This is a genomic window from Flavobacterium quisquiliarum (genome assembly GCF_019308285.1).
Lineage (GTDB): Bacteria > Bacteroidota > Bacteroidia > Flavobacteriales > Flavobacteriaceae > Flavobacterium > Flavobacterium quisquiliarum.
Window position 1 is genome coordinate 1 of record NZ_WWEM01000024.1, and the last position, 25,069, is coordinate 25,069.

Annotated in this window: 21 protein-coding genes; 13 read left to right on the forward strand and 8 right to left on the reverse strand. The window is 38.2% G+C overall.

Translation table 11 applies throughout. The features are described from left to right. The 3 genes from mobC to GSY47_RS11300 all read right to left on the reverse strand — a co-directional run. Positions 1-1,637: conjugal transfer protein MobC (mobC, locus tag GSY47_RS11290; RefSeq protein WP_317197926.1), on the reverse strand; the 1,637-nt coding region annotated here is incomplete at its 3' end. A 12-nt stretch (positions 1,638-1,649) separates the two neighbouring features. Then, positions 1,650-2,900 (reverse strand): relaxase/mobilization nuclease domain-containing protein, encoded by a 1,251-nt coding sequence (locus GSY47_RS11295; RefSeq protein WP_219071188.1) that lies wholly within the window; start codon positions 2,898-2,900, stop codon positions 1,650-1,652. After that, positions 2,885-3,277: a plasmid mobilization protein gene (locus GSY47_RS11300; protein ID WP_219071189.1), complete on the reverse strand. Its 393-nt coding sequence runs from the start codon at positions 3,275-3,277 to the stop codon at positions 2,885-2,887. The genes GSY47_RS11295 and GSY47_RS11300 overlap by 16 nt, the downstream gene beginning before the upstream one ends. A 405-nt stretch (positions 3,278-3,682) precedes the next feature. On the opposite strand from GSY47_RS11300, the gene GSY47_RS11305 reads away from it, so the two are divergent. The 3 genes from GSY47_RS11305 (at position 3,683) to GSY47_RS11315 (ending at position 6,047) form a co-directional block, all read left to right on the forward strand. After that, positions 3,683-3,973 carry a hypothetical protein gene (locus tag GSY47_RS11305; protein WP_219071301.1) on the forward strand — a complete coding sequence of 97 codons (291 nt, stop codon included), beginning with the start codon at positions 3,683-3,685 and terminating at the stop codon, positions 3,971-3,973. A 203-nt stretch (positions 3,974-4,176) separates the two neighbouring features. Further along, positions 4,177-5,718, forward strand: a complete 1,542-nt coding sequence (locus GSY47_RS11310) for a MauE/DoxX family redox-associated membrane protein (protein ID WP_219071302.1) — start codon at positions 4,177-4,179, stop codon at positions 5,716-5,718. A 62-nt stretch (positions 5,719-5,780) separates the two neighbouring features. After that, positions 5,781-6,047, forward strand: a complete 267-nt coding sequence (locus tag GSY47_RS11315; protein WP_219071303.1) for a DUF6520 family protein — start codon at positions 5,781-5,783, stop codon at positions 6,045-6,047. Positions 6,048-6,118: 71 nt separating this feature from the next. Here the strand turns inward: GSY47_RS11315 and GSY47_RS11320 are convergent, their stop codons facing one another. From GSY47_RS11320 to GSY47_RS11330, 3 genes are read right to left on the reverse strand one after another with little or no spacing between them, the layout of a single operon-like run. After that, on the reverse strand, positions 6,119-8,734 hold the full coding sequence (locus GSY47_RS11320; protein WP_219071304.1) for a S9 family peptidase: 2,616 nt from the start codon (positions 8,732-8,734) through the stop codon (positions 6,119-6,121). After that, on the reverse strand, positions 8,721-10,112 hold the full coding sequence (locus GSY47_RS11325) for a RagB/SusD family nutrient uptake outer membrane protein (RefSeq protein ID WP_219071305.1): 1,392 nt from the start codon (positions 10,110-10,112) through the stop codon (positions 8,721-8,723). The genes GSY47_RS11320 and GSY47_RS11325 overlap by 14 nt, the downstream gene beginning before the upstream one ends. Positions 10,113-10,128: 16 nt before the next feature. Then, positions 10,129-13,158 carry a SusC/RagA family TonB-linked outer membrane protein gene (locus tag GSY47_RS11330; RefSeq protein ID WP_219071306.1) on the reverse strand — a complete coding sequence of 1,010 codons (3,030 nt, stop codon included), beginning with the start codon at positions 13,156-13,158 and terminating at the stop codon, positions 10,129-10,131. A gap of 514 nt (positions 13,159-13,672) precedes the next feature. Between GSY47_RS11330 and GSY47_RS11335 the strand changes: the two genes are divergently transcribed. Continuing rightward, on the forward strand, positions 13,673-13,924 hold the full coding sequence (locus GSY47_RS11335) for a helix-turn-helix domain-containing protein (RefSeq protein WP_219071307.1): 252 nt from the start codon (positions 13,673-13,675) through the stop codon (positions 13,922-13,924). A 735-nt stretch (positions 13,925-14,659) separates the two neighbouring features. On the opposite strand, the gene GSY47_RS11340 is transcribed toward GSY47_RS11335, so the two are convergent. Further along, positions 14,660-14,836, reverse strand: coding sequence for a histone H1 (locus tag GSY47_RS11340; protein WP_219071308.1), 177 nt, complete (start codon positions 14,834-14,836; stop codon positions 14,660-14,662). A gap of 78 nt (positions 14,837-14,914) precedes the next feature. Beyond that, the gene (locus GSY47_RS11345) at positions 14,915-16,588 is read right to left on the reverse strand and encodes an AraC family transcriptional regulator (RefSeq protein ID WP_219071309.1); all 1,674 of its coding nucleotides are present in this window, start codon (positions 16,586-16,588) and stop codon (positions 14,915-14,917) included. A gap of 332 nt (positions 16,589-16,920) precedes the next feature. On the opposite strand from GSY47_RS11345, the gene GSY47_RS11350 reads away from it, so the two are divergent. The 9 genes from GSY47_RS11350 to GSY47_RS11390 all read left to right on the forward strand — a co-directional run. Beyond that, the gene (locus tag GSY47_RS11350) at positions 16,921-17,529 is read left to right on the forward strand and encodes a hypothetical protein (protein ID WP_219071310.1); all 609 of its coding nucleotides are present in this window, start codon (positions 16,921-16,923) and stop codon (positions 17,527-17,529) included. A gap of 329 nt (positions 17,530-17,858) precedes the next feature. After that, entirely contained in the window at positions 17,859-18,728 is an 870-nt protein-coding gene (locus GSY47_RS11355; protein WP_219071311.1) for a helix-turn-helix domain-containing protein, read from the forward strand. Positions 18,729-18,783: 55 nt separating this feature from the next. Continuing rightward, positions 18,784-19,977 carry a hypothetical protein gene (locus tag GSY47_RS11360; protein WP_219071312.1) on the forward strand — a complete coding sequence of 398 codons (1,194 nt, stop codon included), beginning with the start codon at positions 18,784-18,786 and terminating at the stop codon, positions 19,975-19,977. A 197-nt stretch (positions 19,978-20,174) separates the two neighbouring features. After that, entirely contained in the window at positions 20,175-20,636 is a 462-nt protein-coding gene (locus GSY47_RS11365) for a hypothetical protein (protein ID WP_219071313.1), read from the forward strand. A gap of 180 nt (positions 20,637-20,816) precedes the next feature. Next, positions 20,817-21,101, forward strand: a complete 285-nt coding sequence (locus tag GSY47_RS11370) for a DUF4134 domain-containing protein (protein WP_246611319.1) — start codon at positions 20,817-20,819, stop codon at positions 21,099-21,101. A gap of 12 nt (positions 21,102-21,113) precedes the next feature. Continuing rightward, positions 21,114-21,428, forward strand: coding sequence for a DUF4133 domain-containing protein (locus GSY47_RS11375; protein WP_219071315.1), 315 nt, complete (start codon positions 21,114-21,116; stop codon positions 21,426-21,428). A 33-nt stretch (positions 21,429-21,461) separates the two neighbouring features. Further along, positions 21,462-23,933, forward strand: coding sequence for a TraG family conjugative transposon ATPase (locus GSY47_RS11380; protein ID WP_219071316.1), 2,472 nt, complete (start codon positions 21,462-21,464; stop codon positions 23,931-23,933). Positions 23,934-23,942: 9 nt separating this feature from the next. Next, positions 23,943-24,626: a conjugal transfer protein TraI gene (locus GSY47_RS11385; protein WP_219071317.1), complete on the forward strand. Its 684-nt coding sequence runs from the start codon at positions 23,943-23,945 to the stop codon at positions 24,624-24,626. A 13-nt stretch (positions 24,627-24,639) separates the two neighbouring features. Next, positions 24,640-25,069: hypothetical protein (locus GSY47_RS11390; RefSeq protein ID WP_219071318.1), on the forward strand; the 430-nt coding region annotated here is incomplete at its 3' end.

Here is a 25,069-nt window from a genome sequence, read left to right on the forward strand (position 1 = left end):
AGGCTTTCGCGGTCCTGCATTATCTTTCCGAAACGCTCTGAGAGCTGTTTGGCCGTATCCCCGCTGACCTGTCCTGATACAATATTTCCAACAATGTTGACAATCACGTCAGCCTGCTCACGGCCGTAATCCTTACGAAGCTGGCTGAAGTCCTGAATCCCCAGACAGGTGCTCACTCTGTTGCTTCTTGCCGTCGCAATCAGACTGTCTATATTGTTGAGATAGATAGTGGGGAACTCGTCAAAAATAAGGCTGCTTTTGAGTTTTCCCTTCTGGTTTACCTGTTTGATGAGACGGCTGACAAAAAGGGAAAGCACTGCCCCATAAGTCTGTATTTTCTGCGGATTGTTTCCCATTGAAACAATTTTCGGATCAGATGGATTATTAATATCGAGGGTAAAATCACTGCCCGAAAGCACATAATAAAGCTGGGGCGAAGAGAGTTTAGCCAGCGAGATTTTAGCCGAAGCAATCTGCCCCTCCAGCTGGTCGACTGCCTCGTTCAGGAACGCACTTACAAAGGGATTGATCAGCACTTCGATTTCTTTTTCGGTTCTCAGAAGAGTGAAAAGACTTTCGTAATCGGTCTGGATCATTTCAATGACATGGGGCAGGGTGCAGTACTCGCCATCGCTGTATTTTCTAAGGTACCAGATGACCGCCGTCAGGAAATTTATTGGAGATTCCACAAAGAAATCTCCCTGTTTTTTGATCCATTCCCGATTGAGCCCCATAAGGATAGTGCGTGCCGATTCAGCAGCATCGGTAATGTCGGTCATTGCCGCTGGGTCCAGAGGATTGCACCTGTGGGTTCTGGATAGGTCATCGAAATTTATGATGTAAAATTTGGGCTCCACGGCATAAAGATGACGGAATTTCAGCCAGGCATTATAAGCAATAATAGTGAGGTCGTCGAACTTAAAATCATAGATGAACATGGAAAAACCTTTAGCGATGTGCTGGGTAATTACATGGCGGATTACGAAGTATGATTTTCCAGATCCGGGAGTTCCTGGAACCAGAATCCCGCGGAAGGGATTTATGATGTTAATCCAGCTGCTGCGCACTTTGTCTTTGAGGTGATAGCGGGCAGGAAGATTAACGGAATACTCATTTTCGATAAGCCTTTCCTCTTGAGGGAAAGTTTCATTTTCCTTATTGAAAATATCTGCTGAGGAGAGCTTTCTGCGGATAATGCGAGAGAGTAGGGTGCCGCTGGAAAGCGACAGCAGATAACCCAGAGAACACAAGGAAATATACATAACAGAACATACTTCAGTATCCGCAAATATTATAAAAGCGATATAAGAACCAAAGTAAAAAATCAGTCCAAGGCCGATATAATAAAACGCGGTTTTAAAATGCAGTTTTTCATCTTTTCTTCCTCTGGCGCCCATAAGGGAAATAACCAGCAGTCCAAGGGCAAAAAGCTTTGATTTATGGAAGCTCTCCAGAAGGCCGGTTCGATGGATATTCTCCAGAATTCTGCAGGCAAAATCAGGCGCAAGGTTCCACTGCCTGAACGAATCGAAGCAGTAAAAATAAAAATGGATGAGCAACACTGCGATGCCCATCAGTCTTGTCATGTCTAAAATCTTTCTAAGCGCCTGTTCATTTTCTCCTGTCTGCATGCTCATGATTTCTGCCTGTTAATTGTTATCGGAAGGTCCTTTTCTTTTTCTTTTTTTTCGCTTGTTTTTAAGCTGTTTGGGAACGTAATCTGACGGTGTTCCTGCATACAGCACATCATCAATTATCCGCTGCACCTCGGCTGCGGAAATAAAAGATCCCTGACTCTTAGCTGTTCTGTCTAAAACAGCCGACTGTTTTCCAAATTCAGAAGATCCGCCAATACGCTCAAGGAGTCCTTTGGCTGCATAAGCAGGTCCCAGACTGCTTCCGTTGAATACGCATCTTGTGTTATGATCTATGTAGGTCATGCCGTAGATCAAACCGTTCTCATTTTTTCTGGCTACAGCGGTGATACCCTGATTAGCCAGCCGGGTTTCAAGCTGCGAGAGCGTGATGGAAGGGTATTTCAAGAGCAGCAGATCCACGGCATTTCGGGTTCTTTTCATGTTTACCGCACGCGAAGTTTTGGACGCAGCAAAATTAATTTCAAGCTGGGAAAGGGTAGGCTTGGAATAAAAACTGCTGGCTTTTATCGGAACCCCGACAGTCTTTTTATTCCCGTCCAGAATCTGGTAGACCAGCCCTTTGTTCTGAAACATTTTTGAATTTTCCTTTCCCCTTTCTGCCTTGACGTTATAGAGGTTCAATACTGCGTTGAGCTCGCCCAGCGTGGTATATTTGTAATTCGGAATGACCGCATTCAATACTGAGCTGATGGCTCTTTTGGAATCCATCGCCCCATATTTTATTTTTTCCGCATCAATGGCGTTAATAAGCGCAGGACTCTGTTTTTTTCTCGAATCTGCCCGAATCAGATTAAAAGAGATTTCCAATTCTTTCCGAGCCGATTCAGACTGGTTTCTTCCAATGTTGTGCATGTTGATCCTTGATCCGTCTGCTCTAACATTTATCGAAGCAATATGGATATGCGGATGTCCTGCATCGTGATGCTGATAAACCAGATAAGGCTGCGAGCCGAATCCAATTTTCTCCATATAAGAAGAAGCAATCTGCATGAGTTTTTCTTTTGATAAATCCGTGTCCGAGCGGTCAAAATTCAGTGAGATATGCACTGCGGAGCGCTTGATATTTTCATTGAGCTGAAGCTGTTTTAAAAATACGCCGATCTTAAAATTTTCTGACATTTTTTCAAGATCCATCGGATAATTTCCCTCGCCGATGCACACAGCACAGCCTTGCGAAACTTTGTTCTCATTGTAGAAGAAAATGCCTCTTATCGATTGTCCTGTATTTATGACTGCAACCATTTTTGAGCGAGATTTTCAATGCTTTTTTTTATTTCTTCAATGAGGGAAAAATATCTGTTCCTGTCTGATTCAAAAGACAATATCCATATTCTGAAATCGGAAATTTCAAAAAGGGTATGGAGTTTTTTAACGCTCTGATTGAAATTATTGCCCATGAAATTCAGCTGTGTCCGTAGCTGGATAAGCTCCTGCAAAAGCTTATCTAATGACTCATTTCTGTACTTCATTACAATGGGTTTACGCAAGAGATTTCTGCGCACAAAATCACTGCGTTTGCGGCAGACTGATGCCTTGAAATTTTTATCAATAAAATCCAATTCTTCTTTGGTCAGCCGGATGTGGAGCCATCTGTTTCTGCCGCTGTTTTGCTCTTCCATAATCTTCTCTTTTTCATTCTATCCATTTCATTATATCTGAAAGTTTTACTGCCAGCGAGTTCCGAGCAGATGGGCAGCAAGATTTTTGGTTGTGATACAACCAGACATCTTGCTGACTGCAGAAAGCCGCAGTACGAAAGCTTTAATAAAGCCCCTTAGAGCCATATTTTAAGTTTATGTGAAGGTCTTACAGTTCCTTAATCATGTAAACCAGCTGCTGTTAATCTTCACCCTTTAATCGCGCACTAAAAAAGGGCTTTGAAATTCAGTATTGGGCTTAAGATAGAGCTAAATTAGAAAAGGATGGCAAGCCCTGCAATCCTCCCCAAATTTTGAGTAGGGTGAATAGGGAAGATCCTTTTTAATTTTACACTGAGCTAAGTATTAATTTTTAAATGATGAATTATGATTACAGCAAATGATGTAGCCAAAGTATTTGAAACCATTTTAAGTACACCAGGAATGAATGAGACTGTGAAAATGGATCTGAAAATTTCACGAAAAAATGTGCTCCTGTTAAGCCATCTCATACAGGATGGTCTGAAGATCAGGGAAGGGTCTTCGATGCTTTTAGAGAGTGTAAGTGAACAGAGGAAAGCAGAACTGGAGAGCCTGTCAGAGGAGTTCCTTCAGAAAGCTGGTCTTATAGACGTTCATGAAAAACTTGCAGAAATCAGCGCTTCGATAAAAGGCTGATTCCAAACAAACACTATTAATAAATGCCTGCACGATTCTTACAAAGTGCAGGCATTTTCTTTGATATGAGTTAAAATCTAAAATTGCCTGATTTTCAAAGATTTTGGCTTGATTTTTAAAGTGTTTGAACGAAAAATCTGATTTACATTTGCATAAATCATTAATGGTGATGTTTGGAAGATAAACTTTAAATTATTAAAATTATGAACTTAAGCAGCCGTGCCAAAAAATACATTATAGAAACTATTTGTTTGCTCTACATCTTTCTTTTTGTTTATGCATCGGCGAGTAAATTATTAGATTTCCAGCATTTTAGAATTGAGCTTGGACAGTCTCCACTCCTAAGTGCTTTTGCCAATTGGATTTCAATACTTGTGCCCGCAATGGAATTAATTATTTGTCTTTTGTTGATTATTCCAAGATTCAAATTAATTGGGCTTTTCTCATCTTACGGATTAATGGTAATGTTTACGATTTATATTTATATTATTCTCAACTACACATCATTTGTACCCTGTTCCTGTGGAGGAGTATTAGAAAAGCTTGATTGGAAAACACATATGATTTTTAACATTTTCTTCGTTTGTCTTGCGATATTGGGAATAATACTTTTCGTAGGCGAAATTAAAATAAACTCTTACCGTTTTAAAATCAGAAAGATTATAGGACTTTTTACGGTCGTAACGTTAAGCAGCATCCTTGCGGTAGTCATTTTATTTATGCTTTCTGAAAATATTATACATTACCATAACAAGTTAACGCGACGTTTTCCTCAGACACCCATTGAGCAGCAAGTGGTATTGGATCTAAAACTGAATTCCTTTTACATTGCGGGGGTTGACAGCTTAAATATTTATCTGGGAAATTCCACAGCTCCACTTTTGATTACAACCTTCACTAATCAATTTATTAAGAAGAATGAAAAAATGATTGATTTAGATCGTAAAGATCTTCCATTCAGGGGAATCAGAGTATCGGTAAAGAGTCCTTATTTTTTTGCTGCAGATGGAACTGTTCCGTGTTTGTTTAAGGGAAATATTAAGGATTGGAAAGCAAAACTCATGCATAAAGGGGGTGAATATTTCACTACTATGTTGGCAGTGGATTCACTATCTGTTGCTGTAGTTGCAAATGATTCCAAAACAGGGGATAATGTTTTAGGAATTAATAGTGGTGCAGAAATGGATAAGACTTTTTTAAATTCCGGGATATTGCATAAACAGTCTGACGGCGTCTTTGATACGGATGGTTTTCTTTTGTATAGCAAGGACATCGATCGAATAGTGTATCTCTATACTTACCGTAATCAATATACCATCACGGACAGAAATTTAAAGATTACCGGAAATGGAACCACAATTGATACAATCAGTCGTGCGAAACTGAATATTTCACAGGATAAAAAACATGGTGTACGCCAGTTTTCGAGTCCCCCTTTATTTGTCAATAAAGGCAGTGCAGTATATGCTAATATTTTGTTTGTCAATTCTGCCATCCCGGGACGGTATGAAAATGACAGAATATGGAAGGAAGCCAGTATCATAGATGTGTACGACCTTAACGATAACAGTTATCTTTTAAGTTTCTGTATTTACAACCTTGAGGGTAGAAGAATGAAAAGTTTTACTGTGCAGAATGACAATTTATATGCTCTGATTGGCACACATATTATCCGCTATAAAATCGATTCCAAAATAACGTCAAAATACAATAAGAATAAAAGAAACAATCTATTGGCCAAGTAGCAGGAGTTTGATCGAAAACCTGTAGAAAAGAGTAGATCATTAACCATATAAATTATAATATTATGAAATCAAATGTTTTTAAAATCGGTCTGCCTTTGGCAGTGGTTGCCTTTGGACTGGCCAGTGCTGCCAGCACTAGTTCAATCGGAAAAAGTTCTAAACCTTTCGTGCAAATGGGGTATACCCATATCAATGATCCTCAGCCCTGCCAGCAAGTTTGGGAGTGTGATGAAGCTGGAGATTTTAATTGTAAAGCACCGGATGGTATTACTCAGTTGTATTCGCTGAATTCTAACTGTATAACTCCCCTGAAAAGAAGCGTAGAATAAAGTTCCGGCTTTTTGAAATGATGCCGCCATTGATTTTAATCAGTGGCGGCAATTTTATTTCGGGCTATTTATTAGTGATAATAGGTGCTGAACCAGTCACACTTTTTTCCATTTTTAAGGTAATAATTAAACCACTGCATGATCCTCATATTTAGATCAATGGCATTTTCGTTTTTGACCAGCTGGTGCTCTTCATTGGGGTAGATCAGAAGCGTATGTTCCTTGTTCAGACGTCTAAGAGCCAGATAAAATTCCATGCTGTGTAACGTATTGACATGGCGGTCTTCTGCTCCAGCCCATCCGAGCAGCGGGGTATTGACACTGGAGGCCAACAATACGGGAGAATTTTTTAAATAGCTTTGTGTGTCTTCGTACAGAGATTTTCCAATGCGTAGCTGATGGTCTTCGGCCCTGAAAAAATCAGGTCTTTGAAACATTGGCCCTACATAAAGATAGGCGCTTACTAGGTCGGTCCAAGGTGCGCCTGATACAGCAGTTGCAAAACGATTGGTTTGGGTAATTATCAGATCGACCTCATAGCCTCCGAAGGAATGGCCGATTATTCCGATTTTAGTTGAATCGACATTGCCTTCTTTAACAACTGCATCGACTGCCGCCAAGACACTGTTGGTTACGGATTTTTTTAAATTTCCAAATTCATAATTAATATCTGGCAGCAGCACAAAATACCCCTGAGTTGTATAATTGTGAATATTAAACCCGTCTCCTGTAATCATGGAAGGATTTATGTAATCATTCATGTACATAAACTGACGTTCATAAATACGCAGCACCAGTGGATACTTTTCCCCTTCTTTAAAATCCGAAGGATAATAGAGAACGCCTTTTGTTGTTATTCCATCAACATCATATTCTATTTTTTTATTTCTGCTCCAGTAATATTTTTGCTGTTGCGGATTGCTTTGTACAATTTCTTTTGGACGACTATCGTAAAGCATCAGGCGTGGAGAGGATTCAAAATTTTGGTCGAGATACATATAAATGTCTTTGTCAGAGGCTTTTTTGATCTGATTTACTTTTTTATTTTCCCAAACCATTTCCCTGATTCCTGATTTTAGATTCCAAAAGCTCAGACCCGAAGCGGGAGTCTCTCTGTTAAGCGTTTCCAAAATGAAACCTTTTTTTAAATCCAGTGTATATTTGAATGATTGGAGCGGATCGTAAAATGTGTTGGCATTAAAAAGCTTAATACGAAAACTTTTCTGAATTTCCCTCCCTTGGGTTAATCTCTTTTTTTTCTTTCCGTCCAGTGAAATTTTCCACAAATCATATCTGTCGTACAAGATAATTTCTCCGTCGTCGGTCCAGCCTCCGATACCATAAGGTCTGTTTTCACCAGGCCTGTTATTGTCTTCTGAAAAAAAGGACACAGGCATCCCCTCAGTGATTTTGATGTGGGTATCACTCAGTATACTGTAGATCCACCAATGCCCGTTTTGGGCATAACACAGATAATGGCCGTCCGGGGAACCAGCGGGTTTTTCTTCCAAAGTATAATTGGGGATCAAAAGATTTCTTTTTCCATTCTGCAGATCAACAATATACAAATCGTACGGGCAATGCTGCCTGTTTTGCGGTTCATAAGCGATAGGATTAAATATGAATGCACAGCTGTAATCAGCACTTAAAAATCCTTGTGATAATTCCCGGTCTGTAATCTGCAGCAATTTGTCCTCTTTTACATTCCATATAGCCATCTTATCATTAAGTTTAATGTCTCCGGAGTATTTTCTGGAATCAAACAGAAGCTTGTCTTTCGTATTCCAGATCTGTACCGCTTTCGGATCAAGTGGTTTGGTTAAGGCTTCATTTTCTTTGAGCCATACTATAACTTTAGTTCCGTCTTTTGAATGTATCGGGTTGCTCAGGAAAGCCTCGGAAAGTTTCATGTCCTTCGGAAAGCCTATTGTTTTTTTAGAGTCAAGGACAGAGAGCTTTTTCAGGTCTATATTATAGTAGTAAAATTTAGAATGTTCCCTAGTATTTTCAAGAAATGAAATTCCATCTGCTTTCCAAAGTAGCTTTTTGACTGATGCCTTGCCCGTTTGTAGTACCGTTTTCTTCTTAAGATCATCTTTAAATAACAGCATTTCGACAGATGATACATCGTTCTGAGAAGTTTCATAGACAATTCCTTTCTGTTCGGGATCAAAGTAATAAGTTGTCAGCCCGCTTAGCTGATAAACCACTTTACCGGCTGTATTTCTTATTTCAAGATCGCTTTTCTGGTCAGACGCTTTTAAAATAATACTTATGAATTTATGATTTGCGGAAAACTCAAAGGCTTTGACTCTGGGTGTCTTATCCATTTTACCGGTTTTAAGATCATGGAGAAACAACGTGTCTTTTGAAATACAGGCAAAATGCATTTCGGCATTGAATTTTCCTTCCTTTGCATCAGGATGAAAATGCTTTTGACCTCCTGAGGAGTTTTGGAAAACCAGAGTATCCTTTTTGGAATACTCGTAATGCAGGCGATAACTGACCCAGTTACCGTCACAGGAGATTTTATCAGGGGACATTATATTCCAATAGTCATAATCTTTCGGTGTCAACAGTCTTTTTTGATTAGCCTGTCCCATTACTGTGGGACAGGTTACTAACCAAAACATGAAACAGGTAAACCTGAAAAAAGTACGGGCGGATATGAATTTAATAACCTTCATTTTGCGGATTTAAGTTAGGATTTAATAGCAGTTCAGATTCAGGAATCGGAAGCAGTTTATCGGTGGTATTCCACTGTGGTTTTGTTTTTACAAGTATCTCATCGATGCTGCCGGTTCTTTTGAGATCAAAAAAGCGGTGGCCAAATTCTGTGAAAAGTTCTTTACGTCTCTCCATCATTACTTCCTGCAGGATTTCTTCTGCACTTACGGCGGAAGTGTTGTTGAGTCCAGCAAGGTTGCGGGTCATGTTCAAGTCCTGTTTAGCGCCTATAAGATCACCTGTATGGGCGCGTGATTCCGCACGGATTAAATATTGTTCAGCCAGTCTGAGAATGACTGAATACTCAACAGATGTTCCTGTATTGGACTGTCTTTTATATTTATAAGCATGGACCCATGCAGAGGAGCCATTTGAAACGGTCTTCAGCCATTGTGCTTTTCGCAGATCATCTGAGCTGAAAGTATTTAACAGATCCTGAGAAATGGCGACAGAGGGAGGAGGACCCTGTAAAAAAATGAATATGTTACCTTCATAGGTATTTGCACCGTTAAGGGCAGGACTAAACTGCCATATGGTAGCAAGGCTTTGGTTTTCAAAAATAGTATTTAGAGAGGATGGCCAGCTATATAAATCTGTTTGGTTCAATACTGCAGATGCCGCATCAGAGGCTTCCTCCCATAGCTGCATATATAGATAAACACGGGAAAGAACTGCTTTTGCTGCAAATTTGTTGGGACGTGTCCGATCGCTAGCGGCATATGTTTTCGGCAGTAAATCTACTGCCAGCTCTAGATCTTTTTTTATCTGCTCGTATACCAGTTTTTCGGTAGTCCTTGATACCTTGCTGTTACTTTTATAATCCGTTGTAGTAAGATAAGGTATGGCTCCAAAGGTGTTCACCAGATAAAAATGGATCAAGGCCCGAACAAACAACGCCTCGCCAAGGAGCTGCTGTTTATCTGCAGAGGCGAGCGCAGTTGACGCATTTACTCCCTCTATTACTGCATTTGAAGCATAAATTTGATTGTAACTGCTGTTCCACAATTCATTGAGAGCTGCATTGGTCTGAAGCAGGGTATTGTTGTAAAAATTTGCCTGGCTAGCCCCTGTATTGCCGTAATATGTCAATTCATCGGCATATAAGCCCAACTGGCAGGAAAGACCGGAATTATAGCCCGTGAGAAGCCCCTTATCTCTTATTTTGGAATAAATATCAAGCATTGCGGCAGTGGCGGTAGTTTTATCTTCAAATACAGCCGTCGCAGTTAATTGTGAAGAAGGCAGGTCAACATCGGTGAAACCTGAGCAGGCAGAAAGCAGGCTAAAAATAGCGGTACAAACCCAGGCTGCATATCTATTGTGAATGTTAGTTTTCATGATTAAAAGGATTAAATTAAAAAGACAGTTGGATACTGCTGGTGTAGATCTTTAAGGGAGGTACATATCCTGAAACCCTAAACTCTGGATCGATTCCCTTATACTTTGTAAAAGTCAATACATTCTGTCCCTGCAGACTTAATCTGCAGGTTACTTTTTTTGTCCATTTTTTTGACAGCTCATAGGTTAAGGAAATATTCTTCAGACGGATAAAAGAGGCATCACTGATGGAAGCATCACTCTGTATGAAACGAGTATTGGCAGTAGTCCGGGAAGAATTGGTGACACTGTATCCTTGATAAGGACCCGGATCTCCTTCTTGTTGCCAGTGTCCGGTCACGCCGATGGGCTGGTTGGACATCGTTCCTGGCATCGGATTGGCATAATTCTCATTAAAACTTTCCTGTTTCACAAACTGGAATAAAAAGTCTAGCTCTACATTATGATACTGGAAGTGGTTTTGAAGGCCTCCATAATATTTAGGGGTAAGGTTTTTAATTGTTTTTTTATCTTCGGTTGCCGTAATCTGCCCGTCCTTATTTACGTCTTCAAACTGGTAGGTACCCGTAAGAGGATCAAGCCCGGTATAGTGGTAAACCTTTGTAAGATTTAAAGGCTGGCCGATCACAAATTGGTTTTTGTAAGTCGAGGCTTCAAGTCTCGGAAATGAAAGCAGTTCATTTTTTATGCTGGTAAGATTAAAGCTGGTAGTCCATTTAAAACCAGCGTACTGTATGTTTTGTGTCCTAAGCATAAATTCTATTCCTCTGTTCTGCACTTCCGCGTCCAGATTTGCCTGAATGGAAGAGAAACCCGTTGTGCCCGGCAGAGGGATACCTACAAGCTGGTTGGAAGAGCGGTTTTGAAACAAGGAAAAACTGGTAAAAATCCGGTCCTCCAGAAATCCGGCTTCTAAAGCCAGCTCCAGTTTTTTATTTGTTTCCCAACCGAAGTCCGCATTATAGAGTCTGCTTGGCTGAAGTCCAGAAAGCCCCTGGTATTTAGTTGCAGTTGTACTGTAAGTATCCAGAAACTGATAATCCCCGATCTGGTCATTTCCGGTTGTTCCATAGCTTGCGCGGATTTTTCCAAAACTTATAAAAGAAAGCTGTTTTTTCATCCATTTGTTTTCGCTGAATATCCATGCGGCGCCGACAGCTCCGAAATTGGCAAACTGTCTTCCGGGACCAAAACGGCTTGAACCATCGCGTCTTCCTGTAAAGTTTAAAATGTAACGGCCCTCCCAGTTAAAATTAATTCGGGCAAAAAAGGCCTGATATCTGTACAGGTTCTCATCGCTGCTTAAGATGGAGTTGCTTGTGGCAGAGGCTGGGTTTCTAAGCAGGCTGTTGCTGGAAAATCCTTTGGATAAAGTAACCAGCTGATCGCCTTTCTGTTGCTGGAATGTGCTTCCTGCCAGTGCATCGATAGCGATATTTCCCAAACTTTTTGACCACGACAGTTTTGGTTCTATAATCCACGAACTTCGATTCATCAGATTAGAAATTACCTGCGACTGGTCAGTGCCGAATCCATAAGAGGGATTGTAGATTGTGGAAGGCTGCAGGTTCATCTGTTTTTGATCCAGATCAGTATATCCAAAACTTCCGCTGGCTGTAAAACCAGAACTAATGTTATACGAGAGTAGTGTATTGGCCAGAAAGTCGTAAGTATTACCACTTGTTTCGCCATTTAATATGGCAAGCGGGTTCTGAAAAGTATTGTTCTGCCAGTTTAGATTCCCGTTTTCGTCATATAAAGCAGGTGCATTTGGAGGCAGCCTTAAAGCAGTCTGCGTAAAATCTACCAGAGGGAGTGAGCTGAACTGCGTGGTGTAGGAAGCTGAAAAACTGACCTGAAATCTTTTATCCGCGGATTCATGATTGATATTGGTATGTCCGCCTGCCCTTACGTAGTTAAAGCTGCCCGGAAAAACGGTGGTCTCTTTGGAATAGTTGCCGCTTAAAAGAAATTGTGTATGCTCGGAACCCCCTGAAAAGGAAGATTGGATATTGGTGTATTCGGCGGTTCCTCCAATGAGTTCCTTCTGCCAGTTTGTATTTCGATTCTGATCCCATGTTCCGTTGACGTCATAGGCATTGGCGGGATATTGTGATGTTCCGTCATTGGCGAAAGCTTCCCTGCGCATCGCAAGGTACGATGGGGTATCCATGACATCCATATAACGAGTGACTTTTCCAATTCCATTGGAATAGTCAATTGAAAAGACAGTTTTGCCTTCCCTGCCTTTTTTTGTGGATATCAGGACAACGCCATTAGCGCCTCGTGAGCCGTAAATAGCAGTAGCATCAGCATCCTTTAATACTTCAACAGAAGAGATATCTGATGGGTTGATGCTGTTAAGCGGGCTGTTCTGGGCTGGCATATTTCCGGAGGTATAACTGCTTCCGATGCTCTGCGAAGAGTAAGGCACTCCGTCTATGATGTAAAGCGGACTATTGGCACTGGTTCGTAAACTGTTGGTGCCCCGAATTTCCACTGTAAATCCGCTTCCGGCCATGCCTGTATTTTGTATAATGTTAACACCCGGCATCCGGCCCTGCATTGTGGCCAGTACATTTGTCACCGGTTGTGTTTCGATATCCTTAGCGGTGATTCTGGAAATGTTTCCTGTGCGTTCTTTCTCTTTAACGGAATAATATCCGGCATTAATCTTTACTTCTTGCAGGGTTGTGGTATCGTAATGCAAAACAATGCTGATTTTACTTTTCCCCTCAACAGGAACATTAATTGTTTTAAATCCAAGAAATGAAACTGTAAGGGTGTCACTCGGTGACACATTGATAGAGAATTGTCCATTATAATCCGTGATGGAATTATTATTTGATCTGCCCTTTACAGCAATCGTGACTCCGGGAAGGGGAGCTGTACCATCGGTCACTGTTCCCTGTATCTGATGTTGTAAAATGGTTTTAAAATGCCGCTTGGAAATTCCGGCGAACGATGATGAAAAAGACAGCATTATGCCAGCAAAAAAAAGGCAATAAAGAGCTCTTCCATCCTTAGAAAATGAAAAATAATTCATAATATTGGGATTGGTTAGTTAAATATGGATTTGATTAGCTAAGGTCCTCTGCTCTAGTTTGGTCGCTGCAGCTGAGGGCCATTTTTTATGCATTAAGGAAACGACTTAATGATCATAATGAAGATAAATTTAATTCACAGGCAGTGATTGTTTTAAAGATTCGACATGGGCGAAACTTAAAAATAGAAGTCTGATTTGCTAAGAATTATAAGAGAATTTTGAGCGAAAAAAAAAGGCGCGGAACTCAGCTTATCGTTTCAAAGGTACTTGGCATACCCACCCACAGATAAGTGAGCCCACGCCCGAAAGCGTGAGCAATTTACTTATCATCCTGTGGGTATAAACTGCCAAGTTTTTTGAAACAGGATTCAAAGCGAAATGCTTCAAATATTTTAGATGAAGAATCGCAAAATTACACTTCTATTTAGAAGAATTAAAACAAATATAATAAAAATTGTGATATAGTACCCTTTAGGGTACCAATTATTTTGTCTTTTCCTATGAAATTTAACAAATGAATGAAATTGACTTTAACGAGGAAAGAATAAAATTTGGGAAACATGTTTTGAAACTAAGACAAAAAATTAAAAGTGTCGAATATCAAAACCGTCCCATCTCGCAGCAAGAGCTTGCGGATAGTAGTGACTACATAACCAAAAAGACTCTCGGACAAATCGAGCGAGGTGAAGTAAATTTTCAATTTGATACTTTATTAGCTTTAGCACAAGTTCTAAATATTTCATTAAAAGATCTTTTAGACTACTAGATATTTGAACCATATTTAATACTGGATCTATCTACTTGTATAGGTGTTAACGCATGTTAATTATTCCCAACAAAAATGAACTGAAATCACACTTATAATCTAAATTTAAATAGATGAGTATTGATAAATCGGATGTTACCGTGTTTATTATCGCAATTATTTTGATAATAATTTGCTTTGCAATTCGATTTGTAATTAACAAACGACGATTTAATCGAAGAGTTGTAGGAGGACTGGAGTTGTTCAAAAATTATGAACGGTCGTGGATAATTACCAAAATTGAAAAAATTATAATGTTTTTAACTGGCATCGTAATAATTATTGTCCTAATTATAACATTCATGATTTTTTTATTTTAATTTAAATGCTATAACAAAATATTCTAATGAGTTAAGGATGTCTTTATTGTAGGTTCTTTTCTAAATTTAAAATAGGAATTTGATATTGTTCTTGACTATTGAAAGAATTGATTTTGCATTTTAAACATAAATCATATTAAGGAAAAACTACAATTCTTTCCAGCCCCGATTGAAGCGGAAATCCTTTTCTGCCGGGGTTCGGCAAAAAAGATTGCAGCGCAAAGCGGGATTAAGCTGTCAAGGAATAACAGCTCTATATTTTATTTCATAAAAGGTAATAACATTACTCATACTGATTTTTACAATCGCTGAGAGAATAAAAAAATGGGGTACTAAACCCCATTTTATCCTTTTATTTAAGTAAGAGTGCGAAAAATTATTTTTTAGACTCCTCAATAGAAACTTTTCTAAACTCTTTTAAAAGTTTCTCAATTTCCAAAGATGATTTTCTTGCTCTAGCTCCAGCAGCTTTAACTCCTTTTTCAGCTAAAGATTCAGATTCTGTTTTAAAAGTTTCGATTTCAGCGTTGATTTTTGCAATAAGCTCTTTCATAATACAATTTTTTTTTATTTAAGTGGGCAAAAGTAAAATTTTACACTTACTGAAAACGAGTTTAACTAAAAATTATTTTTAAGGATTATCTTTTTTCAGCTGTTTAATGAAATAGCTGACTGAAATCCCTGTTCTGGATTGAAATGCATTCGTAAATCTTGCGGTGGTTGAGAATCCAGCTTCATCACCTAAAGAACTTATAGTGTAATTTCTATAAAGGCTCGAATTTCTAAGAAGCTCAGTGAGATAGTCAATCTTTAAATCATTTATATAATCTACGAACCCTTTCTCTCTAAAACTATAAATTACCTTCGACAGGTATTTGCTGTTAGAATTAAACGCTGTGCTAAGCGTACCAAGGGTTAAATCCTTATCCAAAAACTTCCTATCTTTCTCAAATTTTTCCAGCTTCCGCAGAATACTCTGAACTGTTTCTTCCGAAATATCTGAAATTTGAAATTTTTCGGGAGTGATTTTCTGTACTTTCTTCTTTTCAATTTTTTCCAGAAGCGCATTATATCTTAACTTATTACGTTTTTTATTTTCGAAATAATTAAATGTGCCGAGCAATATTGCGGAAAAGAGTATCACCACAATACCAATTAAAATAACATCATAGTATTTTTCCACTACAAGCTGTTTTTGGATTTTTTCTTTCTCCAGAATGATTTCCTTTGTATCATATTCCTTGTGAATTTTTCCCATTAGATATTTATTGGTATCAGTTAAAATAGAATCTGCTTTTAAAAGCTGGTCTATATAATACAGCTGGTTTTTCAGATTATTTTCTTTCTTGGAATATTTAATCATTAATTCAAAAACTTCCCTTAAATCGGGACGAATATAACCTTTCTCAATAAACGCTTTTTCCACCTTTTTGAAGTAAGGAACTGCTTTTGAAGGATGCTGCAGTTTCCAATAGTTTTTTCCTATATAAAAATTAGCAATAGATTCATTTGCGAATTCTGTGATTCCGTTTAACTGCGGCAGGACTTCCTGAAGCAATTGAATAGAAGTGTGATAATTATTTAAAAAGAATTGGTTGACTCCTTCTGAGTGCTTAAAAAATAATTCCATCTCTAAAATCTTAAGCCGTTCGCATTCTTTAATGCCCAGTGCATTAGTTTGGGAGCATTTACTGTAATCTCCAATCTTGTTGTAACATACACCTAATGAATGCAGCGAGTTTAAATAGGGGCGGGGCTGATTTTTTTTAAAATATTCAATGCAGTCATTAAAAAGCGAAATGGCTTCATCATAAAATCCGAGATAGTATTTAATCTGGGCAATATGATATTTAGTTTTAAAGATCAGGTAATCATTTTCAGTTTTAGAAATGTTTTCATTTGCTTTGATATAATAATCATATGCTTTTATGTAGTTTTTTTGGCTGTAGTATACTATTCCTTTGGAAAGCTGGGCAGATCCGATCAGTTCATTACTTTTTGATTTTGTAGCTGCCAATACCATGCTGTCTGCGTATTTTAAACGGAAAACCATAGGTGACTGATGAAGTAAGTTTTGATATGCGTTGACTGTCTCTTCGTAATTTTTTTCCTTCTTTGCTTTATTTAAGTATGCATACAAATAAGGAGACGCTTTCAGGCTGTCATTTTTGTTTTCATAGATTTTATCATCCAGATAATTATAAGTTTTAAAAAGAAGTGAGTCTGGATTTCTGTTTGAAACCTTCTGCGCACTTAATGATTGAGCTACAAATAGAATTAGAAGTACAGTTAATTTACATCTCATAATACATAGAATCTTTATGCTTACGCCATAAAGAAGACATAAACAGATTAATAATTAAAAGTGCGGAAAACGCTAGTGAGAAGCATTCAAAAATACTGTAAATATTTGTATTACAATAAAATAATGTAAGAAAATTACTTTGTCGATTTCATGAAAATCGATAGTGGATTTTCCGAAAATCCACAAATATGTACTTGATTTATGATTTTTTGCAATTTAGATTTGCTTTGAATTCAACAGCAAAAGATTCAGTAAAGCACTGAAGAAAAGTTCTGCTGGCCCGGGTAAAATGGACTGAGACAAGTTCTCAATTAACCAAACCATTTTGCATTATGAAAAATTTACTATTAACTGGTTTATTTATTTTTTTAGGTTCATGTTCAAGTGACGATTTTGACAATTCTAATTTAAGATCGGCATCCAAAGAAGAAATTAGCAAAGAGAAAACTGCAGATTTTAAAAAAAGGCCTGCTGCAGAAAAAAACTTTAAGGAAGTTGCTGCGGGAGATTACATACTTCTTATTCCTGCCGATTTAAAAGAAAAAATCCTTTCAGTATTAAAAGCCCAATCTGGGCGAAATGGAGAAAATACTTTTGAGAAAAGCAGTTCTTCTTTAGTGACAATTTCTTCTGCAGAGGATCCTGTTTCAACACTATTTATAATTGTTGACGAAAGTACGCTCGGATCATCGTTGAAGCTTGATGTGAAGGGATATATAGTCGATCTCGGAAATCTTCGCGGCGCGCAGTACAATATTGTGGATGATTTTATAATCCAGTACGAGATTTCCAAACGACAGGATCCAGCACTCCTAACAGATGAAAAGGATACCGTTTTATCTATCTCTTCTATTTCTGAGGCAGTTTTATTTAGCGAAAAGGAGAGAAAGGACAGAGATTGGGAGACATCCACCACCAGCAAGATTATCAGACATGATTGATGTAACAACATTATTCAAGTTTTATCACCTCCAATTATAGTTGATTAATAATTTTCTAATCTATTTGATTTATGAAAAAGAGGGCTATGTTTTATATTTTATTGTTCCTTTTTAATCTTTTCAGCCTTTATTTTATAATGAAGCTTTTTGCTGCTGATCAGCTGGTCCAATATGTACTCTACGAAGAAAATATCAGTGAGAGCCCGAGATTAACGGCGTATGTATTATACATCTGCTGTTTAACTAATCTATATTTCCAGTTTTTTACATGGATGGAATATTTTTTCAAGGATAAAATTTAGAAGCAGATCTAAACAAAAAGAATAAAAATGATTAGAGAAATCTTAAATACTGAGATTAAAAGCATTGAAAATGATGGTATTGATGTAGTATACATTGAAGACTATAAAGTGAAAAATATGGTGTCGATCCCATTTTCCATTTCAAATTTTTCAGTGCTTTTAATCAAAAGTGGTAAAATGAACATCAGATTTCAAGACGAAACTAATATAGTAAGTCGGAAAGATTTATTGGTCATTCCATTTAATTCCATTTGCACCAGGCTTGAAACGACGGATAATCTCCAGCTTTATCTGGTAAGGACAAATTTTGATTTTGCCTTTAACAACTGTTATGAAAAAGAGCTTTTGGATGCTTTTAGTTTTCTAATGCTAAAGGCAGATCGAAAGATCAGCCTTCAGGAAAAGGATTTTAAAGTTTTGTCACTTATTTATAAATTACTATATGTCTTGCAGAACAGCAATGATAAACCGGAAGTAATTATTAAGCTGCGACGGATATGCTTTAATTTATTTATATATGAACTCAAGTTTATACATTCAAAATATAAGCCCAACTTAAATCTTGAATTTTCAAGAAGAGAGAGCATTGTAATGCAATTCCTCACTATACTGTCAATACATTTGAGAAAACAGCATCATGTGCAGTTTTATGCAGGTGCATTATTTATCACCCCAGGACATTTGAATAAGATGGTAAAAGAATGCACTGGTAAAACAGCTAAAGAATTCATAATTGAAGCACTTGTTAATGTTGCAAAAAATCTTCTTACGGACTCAAGCTATTCCGTGGCCAATATTGCCAATGAATTAGAATTCAGCAGCGCTGAAAACTTTGGCGTGTTTTTCAAAAGGCATACAGGCATGCTGCCAACTGAATTTCGTTCTAATAAAAAATAAGCCGCTAAACCGCTCCTCATTCTGCCAGAGATTGTTTAATTAAAACGATAAGACGATGATTAAAATATATCCTTTGGAATGGTTCGATTCGCTGATTATAAATTCATTTGATGCTGATAATTCTTCTATAAAAGTGTCGGAATATGAACTGGAGAATTTGAATAATACAATATTATCTGAATCAAAAAAAATTAAAATTCATATTAAAGCTTCTTTTTTCGAACTGAAAAGTAAAAGACAGATTAGGCTACTTATAAGAAAATATCATTCTTCAATGGTTTTTTTAATAGATAGAGTAGAAGAAATAAAAATGATCGAAAAATTCACCTCTCCAGAATTTCTTAAAATACTTGACCTGATTGTAAGTTCTCTGGAAGATCTGCTGTCATTTGTAGAAATCCGATATTCCTCCTTTATGAGTTTAGACCAAAGGGTGTCATACAGCTATTTTTCAATTTGGAAAAAAGAGACTCTTGCGGTTTTAAAGACTCTCATTAAAAAAAAAGAAAACACAAATGAGATTGATCTCGAATTGGAATTTGTTGTCAGTCTTCTTGCTGCTCCGCTTCTTAACAGCAAAAAGGCGAAGTATACCTACCGCCAGATTTTGTATTATAGGGAGATAATAAGTGAACTTGAAAAATTTAATTATCCAGTTACAGAACCAGAAGGCTTTTCAGATCTTGATCTTATGCTCATAAGAATGAATTTTAATTCCAGAGAATATACCGAGAGGCTAGTAACGAGAATAGGCAGGTATTTAGAACGTTCTGAGAATTTATCTGAAAGATTAGAAAACCTGCTAAACTTCTGCAAGAAACTGTCTAAAATAAACGCAGATTTAAAACTAAGCTTTAATCCATCCCAACAGAATCTGATCTCATTTTTGGAATACTGGTTCTCCTGCGAAATTAGATTTGCTGAAAAAAAGGCTGCAATTCTAATGCAGGAACAGATTAATCATTCTCCAGGAGGTGAATATATAGAGAAGGGAGATTCTAAACTTGAGTGTGTGCTTTCGGGAGATCAGATTGGACTTATTTTAAGGGCTACGGATGAGTCGAGAATTATTAAGGCCAAGTCTATGAACTATATATTTAAAAGCATTGTACCATACCTTTCTACTCCCGTAAAAAGAAATCTTTCCTACCAGTCAGTGAGAAGCAAATCCTATAATGCGGAAGACCGTGATAAGGAAATTGCAATTGAAAGTCTTGAGAAAATCATCCGTAAGATAAAAACGTATTAGATTTTACCGTTATGTATAATTAGAGAATCCTCTAAATTCAGGCACTCTGAAAGGGTACAAAAAGGGTACAGAAAAGTTGTACTTGTAGAAAACTCATACTAATTGTTCCTTTGACTCGTAGAATAAATCCCATCAGCATTTAACTGATGGCGATTTACATAGATGAGGTAAAATGTTGAATGATAAAATGAGGAGCTATGTTTACAAATATTTCATGGGGCAGTTATATGGCCGCGGCTGGTACTGCAATAATTATCTGGTATATAATTATATCACTGAAATTTTACAGTGGTGATTTAAAAAAAATCTTATCTGGTGAAAAGAAACTTCAATTACCTTTTCTAAAAAAAACTTCAAATAATTTAAAGGAAATAAAATTGATATCCGATTCATTTCCAAAATCCTTTGCTACGCTGGAAGATGCGGAAGAGCTATCTCAGCGAATTGCAGATGCTGTTAGAGAAAGTTCAGAAAAGCATCTGGCAAAAGAGCAGTTTGAAAACTACTTAAGAATGCTGCTGGCGGAATATCCTTATATTAAAATTTCCTCCTTGAGAGCAAACATTAACCAACTCATGGTTTCTGAATCTCAAAAACATCCCAATCTGCTTTTAACGCTCAGTGAAGCAGACAGTCTTTGGGAAGGCCCGGTATTTTAAAAAAATTAGAAGAGGAATATTCCCCCGTTCTCTCTGGTGCGGTATGGCTTGATGTGACAGGAATAATAGAGCAGCAACGGCGGTATTCCTCTTCTTTTTACTGAAGAATAACTTTAAAAATGACGTGTGATGAAAAAATGCAGATGGAAATTAAAAAGTCTTTTCATAAGATTTAGAGCTATGGGATCGTCGCTGCTGATGATTTTGGCTAGTAATGTTATTTATGCCCAGGACGGTGTGGCGGGAATCAATGAAGCCAACCAGAAGGTGCGAAGCTATTTTGACGCGGGCACAGAGTTAATGTACGCTGTCGGTGCTATCCTTGGGCTGATTGGAGCCGTGAAAGTATACCAGAAATGGAATGCCGGAGATCCAGATACTGGAAAAGTGGCTGCAGCTTGGTTTGGAAGCTGTGTGTTTCTAGTAGTAGTTGCTACTGTAATTAAATCCTTTTTCGGGGTTTAAACGATGCAGAAGATGAGTAACAGCGTTTATTCGATCAATAAAGGAATCAATCAGAGCATAGAATTTAAAGGACTTAAAGCGCAGTACATCTGGTATCTGGGCGGAGGTGTTGTTGGTCTTATGATTCTGTTTGCTGTCCTGTATGTAATTGGAGTGCCTTCCTTGATATGTATTGGTTTTATTGGAACGGCGGGAGGTTTTCTTGTTTTCAAAATATATAGAATGAGTAATACTTACGGCGAATACGGCATGATGAAGGCTCTGGCTAAAAAACAGATTCCCAAGTGGATCAAAGTTTACAGCAGAGCGGTTTTTATAAAGATATAGCTATAGAAGGTTAATGATGAAAATGTGTGAAAGATGGAGAAGAGAATGGAAGACCAGCTGCCGATTATGGCAGTGGAACATGATTGCATATTATCAAAACAGGGAGATGTTACAATAGTTTTTAAAGCAGAACTGCCTGAAATTTTTACGTTGTCAGATCAGGAGTATGAAGCTTTCCACCAGTCATGGATAAAAGCTTTAAAGGTGCTGCCAAAGTTCTGTGTTTTTCATAAGCAGGACTGGTTTTTAGAAAGTGCCTACAAAGCTGATTTTTCAAGTGAAGACAGCAGTTTTCTGACCAGAAGCAGCGAACGTTTCTTTAACGAGAGACCATTTCTGGATCATTCCTGTTACATTATGCTGACCAAGAAACCAGCAGGAAGAAGAAATGCAACCTCATTATTTTCTAATCTGCTCCGTAGTTCCATAGTTCCAGAAGAAACTTTAAAGCCGCAGCTGCTGCAGGATTTTATAGACTGCATTGGACAGTTTAAAAGAATAATGGAAGACACTGGATTTGTTAAGCTGACTCGTCTGAAAAATGAAGCGCTTAGAAGCGATAGCAGAAGAATCGGCCTGGTGGAAAAGTATTGTTTTTTATCAGAGGCGGAAGCTTCATTCGTTTATAAGGATATCAGGTTTGATCAAGGATTAACAGTGGGAGATAAACACTGCCAGCTATTTACATTAGGTGATGCGGCTGATCTGCCGGGACTCTGCGGATCGAGAATCAATTTTGACCGGTATTCTACTGATAAAACCAAATTTAGTGTTGGTTTTGCCTCAACGCTCGGCCAGCTTTTATCCTGCAGCCATATCTACAACCAGTATATATTTCTGGAAGATGCACAGAAAACCATACAAAAGCTCGAAAGCAAAAGGCTTCGGCTTCAGTCTTTATCGGCTTACAGCCGGGAAAATTTAATAGCAAGGGATGCCACAAATGATTTTTTGAACGAGGCTGTATCACAGCAACGGCTTCCGGTTAAAGCGCATTTTAATGTACTGGCCTGGAGCACGGATAAGGAAGAGCTGAAAGAGATTAAAAACAAAGTGTCATCAGCTCTTGCGCAAATGGACGCGGCAGCCAAGCAGGAAACGGTTGGAGCCCCGCAGATTTATTGGGCTGGAATGCCTGGAAATGCTGCAGACTTTCCTATGAATGACACCTTTGATACTTTTACCGAACAGGCGGTATGTTTTTTGAATATGGAGACTGGCTACAAATCTTCGCTGAGTCCCTGCGGTATGAGGTTGGGCGACAGGCTGACAGGAAAACCGGTTCATGTTGATATCAGCGATGAGCCTGTTAAAATGGGAATCTGCACCAATCGCAATAAGTTTATATTGGGGCCTTCAGGCAGCGGCAAGTCCTTTTTTACCAATCATATGGTGAGAAGCTATTACGAGCAGGGAACCCATATTGTTCTTGTGGATGTCGGGCACAGCTATAAGGGACTCTGCGATATGGTCAACGGGTATTATTTCACATACGATGAAAAGAATCCTATCCGTTTTAATCCCTTTTATATTTCAGAGGGAGACAATCTGGATACGGAAAAAAAAGAGAGTATTAAAACACTGCTTCTGGCACTTTGGAAAAAAGACGATGAAACCTTTAATAGAAGTGAATATGTGGCCCTTTCCAATGCATTGCAGCTGTATTACGAAAAGATGGATGCCAATTCAGACATCTTTCCCTGCTTTAACAGCTTTTATGAGTTTCTTAAAGATGATTTTGTTTCAATACTGGAGAGCGATAAGGTAAAAGAAAAAGACTTTGATGTGAATAATTTTCTTTATGTGCTGCGTCCATATTATAAAGGAGGAGAGTTTGATTACCTGCTCAATGCCACGGAAAATCTCAATCTCTTAAAAGAGAGGTTAATTGTTTTTGAACTCGACAATATCAAAGATCATCCGATTCTTTTTCCAGTGGTAACAATCATTATAATGGAAGTGTTTATCAATAAGATGAGAAAACTTAAGGGAATCCGCAAAATGATACTAATTGAAGAGGCATGGAAAGCACTAATGAAGGAGGGTTTTGCCGAGTACATAAAGTATCTTTTTAAGACTGTTCGCAAGTTTTTTGGTGAAGCTATTGTGGTAACCCAGGAGGTTGAAGATATTATTTCTTCACCTGTGGTTAAACAGGCTATTATCAACAACAGCGACTGCAAGATCCTGCTGGACCAGAGCAAATATCAGAATAAGTTTGACCAGATTCAGGAACTGATTGGACTTACAGAGAAAGAAAAGGCACTTGTGCTTTCTGTAAATAAGGCAAATGATCCAGCCAGAAAATACAAGGAAGTATTTATCTCGCTGGGAGGGATGCTTTCAAAGGTCTACAGAACCGAAGTTTCGCTGGAGGAATATTTAGCCTATACAACTGAGGAAAGCGAGAAAGTGAAAATGAATGCCTATGCCAAGAAGTTTGGTGGGGATATCAAGAAAGGAATAGCCGCAATGGCTCATGATATGAGAAATGGGATTAAATGAAAAGGAAAAATGAAAAAGAAATTAATTATCAGTCTGGTCTGCCTGCTTTTAGTATGCACCCCGGCAAGACCTGCCGAGAGAATCCTAGCGCTCCCGATATTGGAAATTGTAAAAGCAGTCACCAAGAAGGTAATCAAAGCAATCGATCTTAGAATCCAGAAACTGCAGAATAAGACAATCTGGCTTCAGAACGCACAGAAGCAGGTGGAAAACGTCCTATCCAAATTAAAGCTCGATGAGATCTCGGACTGGACCCAGAAACAGAAAGATCTCTACAAAGGCTATTATGAAGAACTGGCAAAAGTAAAGTCAATTATTACCTACTACCAGAGGATAAAAGAGATTACCAAAAAGCAGACACAGCTTGTTCAGGAATATGAAAGAGCCTGGAATCTTTTTAAGCAGGATACCCATTTTAAAGACAGCGAAATCCAGTATATGGAGCGCGTTTACACTGGAATACTGGAAGAAAGTGTGAAGAATATCGATCAGATTTTTTTGATTCTGGATTCTTTTGCTACTCAAATGAGCGATCTAAAACGTCTTGAAATTATCAATAAGGCTGCAGATCAGATTGATGCAAATTACAATGACCTTACCATGTTTAACCAGCAGAACATACTGCTGAGCCTGCAGAGGGCTAAAACGGAAGCAGATGTAAACCAGGTGAAACAATTTTACGGAATTCCATAATTCAATAAAAAACATGAAAAAGATAGCTGTAATACTAACAACGCTCTGTGTTTTTAGCCATAGTATGACCGGGCAGGCAAAGCAGAGGAAAGAACTAATCCTTCAGATAGCGGCGCTTCAGGTCTATATCGACTATGCAAAAAAAGGATATTCGGCAGTATCAAAGGGACTCAATTTTATTGGGGATGAGAGAAAAGGAGAACTCAGCCTGCATGGTAATTATTTTACCTCACTTTTAAAGATCAATCCAAAGGTGAGAAATTATTATAAAACCGCAGAGATCATTTCCATGCAGTTTAAAATAATGAAGCTCTGCCGAAAGACTCTGGAAGATCTTAAAACTGCTGATTTGTTTCATGGGACTGAACTGGACTATATAGAGAGGTCTTTTGGGAAACTGCTGCAGAACTGCAGCCAGACTCTCGATGAGCTGCTGGCTGTTA